The 1,522-nt window shown below is 41.6% G+C and carries 1 protein-coding gene; it reads right to left on the bottom strand.

Annotated elements, in window-relative coordinates; translation table 11 throughout:
* Positions 1-48: 48 nt before the first annotated feature.
* Positions 49-1,299 (bottom strand): transposase, encoded by a 1,251-nt coding sequence (locus AB1414_20650; GenBank protein ID MEW6609820.1) that lies wholly within the window; start codon positions 1,297-1,299, stop codon positions 49-51.
* Positions 1,300-1,522: the final 223 nt, after the last annotated feature.

Below are 1,522 nucleotides of genomic sequence, written 5' to 3'. Positions count from 1 at the left end.
CATCCCCGTTGAAAACGGAGATGACATACGGACAGCGTGGTGAGATACTCAAGTAGTAAGGAACTGTTGAATCACCGGCTCTACAGCTCGCTTCTTCAACACTTTCTCACCAAACTTTTCTAGAGTTGCCTGCCACTGCTCTTTTCTGTGCAGTGCAATAGCATCGCTTATGGTCTTGAGTTTGTGACCCTGTTCCTTGAAGATTCTCCAATAGAGATAGCAGAGAGTCAGAAACACCGCGCTGAAATACTTGGATGTTGCTTCATAACTTCTAACACGAAAGTCCGCTAATCCCAATCGGGTTTTTAAGTAAAGGTGATCTACTTCGACTTCCCAACGGTTGGTATAATATTCCAGTACTTGTCTGCCTGACAACTCAGTGTCAGTAGACAAAAAGTACGCAGGGCGTTTGTCCCTGGGGTGCCGTTTGGAGAAGATAACAAGGTTTTCTTCTCTAAGGCCTTTGATGCGGCCTTTCTTGACGCGAATCCAATATTTTGTGGTGGAGTCCGCGGAGCCTACAAAGATAGTTTCTAGGCTCTTGTTCCTTATATATCGGGCATGTCTAGAAAGACTCTTTCCTTTAAAGACCCGGTTGGATTTAAGCGCACAAATGACGTGCCAGTTCTTTTTAAGTATAAAACGAAGAAGATGCTTAGAAGCATACCAGCTGTCAAACAAAACATAGACCCTGGTACCTTCCGGTAGCATATGGGAAAGTTCTTCTAGCATCATTTTAGCCAATGCCATCTTGCTATGAAATCTGATTTTGCGTTTCTTAGTTCTATTTTTGTTAATTCTGCGGACAGTCTTTTCCCGAAGATAAAGTTTCCAATTAAAAGGAAAAGAGATATCCCCTACTTTAATATGGAAGGTGATGAAAGTGGTGCCATGGGCATAGGTTTTGCCTTTGGTAGCATCAAAATGCCAGTCCACTGCCTCAAAATGCTTGCTTGTTTTAGGTTTGCAAGCAATGGAATCGTCTATGGACACTAACACCTCAGGTTCTTTCCCATGTTGGAGATTGTATTGGATAGCCCAGAAAAGAAGTTGTTGTTGAGTGTTTTTTCTCAATAATTCTTCTTGCCAGGGACTCAAACGAAAGAAATCTGCAAGATTACAGGGATCTGGTGCTTCCCAGAATAGGCGGCTAATCATGGAAAGGGTTTTAGAGGATTCACAGGCTATCAGACCTTCCATAGTACGGCGTAGATGTTCAGATTGAGGTTTAGATAGTTTTAGATTCATAACCATGAGAAATTTGACTAATGGCTCTGTAGGTGATACAATTTTAATCATGCGAGTGTTACCTCCTTGCCTGCATTAGGCAGGATTTTACCTCGCCCTGTGACAGGCGAGGAGGGCTATATTAGTCCCTTATGTAATACTCGCAAAAATTTTTTAATAAGTCAAATTTTCGCCAAACTATAGTAAATAAGTTGATAAAGTAGGGGCTCAATTCATTGAGCCCGAAAAAGAAACGGGTTTGATAAATCAAACCCCTACATTTTTATGGAATATT

Source organism: bacterium (assembly GCA_040755795.1).
Taxonomy (GTDB): domain Bacteria; phylum UBA9089; class CG2-30-40-21; order CG2-30-40-21; family SBAY01; genus JBFLXS01.
This window is presented reverse-complemented; position numbering and strand designations above follow the sequence as displayed.

What these genes read in the sequence shown, in the direction of transcription:
- AB1414_20650 (MEW6609820.1), bottom strand. Translation starts at nt 1,299, where the DNA reads ATGATTAAAATTGTATCACCTACAGAGCCATTAGTCAAATTTCTCATG.